Raw genomic sequence first — 2,614 nt, forward strand, 5'->3', positions numbered from 1 at the left:
ACTTCATCAGTTTTCAACTCGAAATGAAACTAGCAGTCTATCCTTTCGTGTTCTTGTTCTTTATTAAGCACATTTTATTTCTATTAAAGAATAAAGACTAGGGGATTGAAGATGGAAGGGAGGAATCTAGTGTTTTCATAAAAAAGATTATCGTAAACTAGAAGTAGTTTTCTTGATACTGAAAGGAAGGAAAGATCATTATCAATGAAGGATCATATAGGAGGCAATTATGGAAGAGACAATTAGTATTAAGGATATTTTTAACACGTTAAAAAAGCGCTGGATACTCATCACACTGATAACTGTTGGAGCTGCGTTAATTAGCGGGAGTATTTCTTATTTTATTTTAACTCCGATATATCAAGCATCCACACAAATCCTGGTTAATCAAAAAGATACAGAGAACCAATTGGATGTTACAAAGTTAAGTAGCAATATAGAGATCATTAAAACATACAGTGTCATCATAAAGAGTCCAGCCATATTAGAAAAAGTTATCGATCAGTTAGAACTCAATCAAAGTGTCACATCTCTCAGTAATACGATGACGATTAACAGCCAAGATAATTCCCAAGTTTTCTCTCTAACCGTTGAAAATAGTGATCCAGCATTGGCTGTCACAATCGCTAATACTGTATCTGAAACATTCCAAAAAGAAATCCAAAACATTATGAATATCGATAATGTCAGTATTCTTGCTAAAGCAAATCTTCCGGATAATCCTGCACCTGTAGCGCCTAATTCTCTATTGAATATTGCGATTGCAGTTGTAGTCGGCTTAATGGCTGGAATCGGTTTAGCCTTTCTTTTAGATTACCTAGACAACACGGTGAAAGATCCCAAAGAGTTGGAAACCCTTCTTGATCTGCCGGTTCTAGGGTCTATTCGTATGTTTGACAAATCAACACAAAAAAAGAGTAAAAAACATACTGCCAATAGAATAAGGAGTGAAATAAATGAGTCGTAAAGATGTAAACGAAAAGCGGGCTGTAAATCTGATCTCTCATAACTATCCTCATTTACCGGTTAATGAGCAGTATCGATTAATTCGTTATAATATCATGTTTTCTTCAGTCGATCAGGAAATTAAGTCTATTGTAGTTACCTCTCCTGAACCTGGAGATGGTAAATCTACTACGGCAGCGAATTTAGCTATTGTTTTAGCGCAGCAAGGAAGTGATATTTTACTAGTCGATGCTGATTTAAGAAAGCCTTCTATTCATTATTCATTCAATATAAGTAACTCAGTGGGGCTGACTAGTGTCTTAACAAAAGAATCTAATTTAGATTCTGCTCTTAATAAGACACATGTTCCTAATCTAACCATTTTAACGAGTGGACCTATTCCCCCTAATCCAACTGATTTGTTAAACTCTAAAACCATGGAAGTTCTAATGGAAGACTTAAAATCAACGTTCGACTATGTCATTTACGATACTCCTCCTATTCTAGCTGTTACTGATCCACAAGTTGTTGCCAATAAAAGTGATGGCATAATCCTTGTTGTAACCAGCGGGAAAACACACAAGGATAGTGCATTAAAAGCAAAAGAATTATTAGATAAGGCCAATGGACAATTACTTGGGGTGGTTTTGAATGGTGTGGAAGGCAATAAAAACGAATATTATTATCAGTATATTTAACTTGACTGAAGTTGAAACGGGGTGTGATGGTTGATTGATGTACATGCTCATATCTTACCCGATGTTGACGATGGGCCTATGACTCTTTTAGATTCTATAGAAATGGCTAATTCGGCTGTTACTGCAGGTATTACCCATCTATTTGCCTCCCCGCATCACTTAAATGAATTCTATGAAAATAAGAAGATAGATATCTTGGAAAAAGTACGTGAGTTAGAGAAGCATCTCAATCAGTTAAACATTCCGCTTACCATATATCCTAGCCAAGAAGTAAGAATACATAAGGATCTATTTAAATCACTAGATCGAGATGAAATATTGACTCTAGACAATAAGGGCATGTATCTCTTACTCGAACTTCCTTCTAATCAAGTACCAGATTATACACATGATTATGTCTATGAACTATTATTGCGAGGCATTACCCCGATTATCGTTCATCCTGAGAGAAATAAGGAAATTCTGATGAATCCGTCGATCTTATATCATTTAATTCAAGAGGGAGCTTTGACACAAGTTACTGCGGGAAGCATTACTGGTTCATTTGGAAAGAAAATAAAATCGTTTTCTGAGAAGATGATTGAGCACAGCTGGGTTCATCTCATAGCTTCTGATGCACATAACTGTACTTCGAGAGGATTTTCACTCCAAGATGCTTACCTGTCTATCCGTAAGAAGTATGGGAACAGTATAGCCTTTCTTTTAAATGAGAATTCAGAAGTGCTGTTGCGAGGACAAAAAATTTACACGGAGGAACCGCGGATAATGAAAAAAAAGAAAATGGGTATCTTTTAAAAGGAATACGAACTTCATTCATCCATCACTAATCGATGGATGAATTTTTTTATCCCATCATTAGTACGGGAGAGCAACCTCAGTAAAGTGTCAAAAACAAGGTATGAAGTGAACTTCTTCAAAAAAACTTGTATCGGTAGTTAATTAATTTTATAGAATATAAGGATTATTATGAA

Annotated in this window: 3 protein-coding genes; all 3 read left to right on the forward strand. The window is 35.5% G+C overall.

What is annotated here, in order from left to right; genetic code table 11:
• Window positions 1-229: 229 nt before the first annotated feature.
• From AC52RT_RS17860 to AC52RT_RS17870, 3 genes are read left to right on the forward strand one after another with little or no spacing between them, the layout of a single operon-like run.
• The gene (locus AC52RT_RS17860; protein WP_495541998.1) at window positions 230-967 is read left to right on the forward strand and encodes a YveK family protein; all 738 of its coding nucleotides are present in this window, start codon (window positions 230-232) and stop codon (window positions 965-967) included.
• Window positions 957-1,643 carry a CpsD/CapB family tyrosine-protein kinase gene (locus AC52RT_RS17865; protein WP_495541999.1) on the forward strand — a complete coding sequence of 229 codons (687 nt, stop codon included), beginning with the start codon at window positions 957-959 and terminating at the stop codon, window positions 1,641-1,643. Before AC52RT_RS17860 ends, AC52RT_RS17865 begins: the two co-directional genes overlap by 11 nt.
• Before the next feature lie 30 nt (window positions 1,644-1,673).
• A complete protein-coding gene (locus AC52RT_RS17870; protein WP_495542000.1) occupies window positions 1,674-2,438 on the forward strand; it encodes a tyrosine-protein phosphatase in 765 nt (254 codons plus the stop codon).
• Window positions 2,439-2,614: the final 176 nt, after the last annotated feature.

This window comes from Peribacillus sp. (assembly GCF_059453735.1).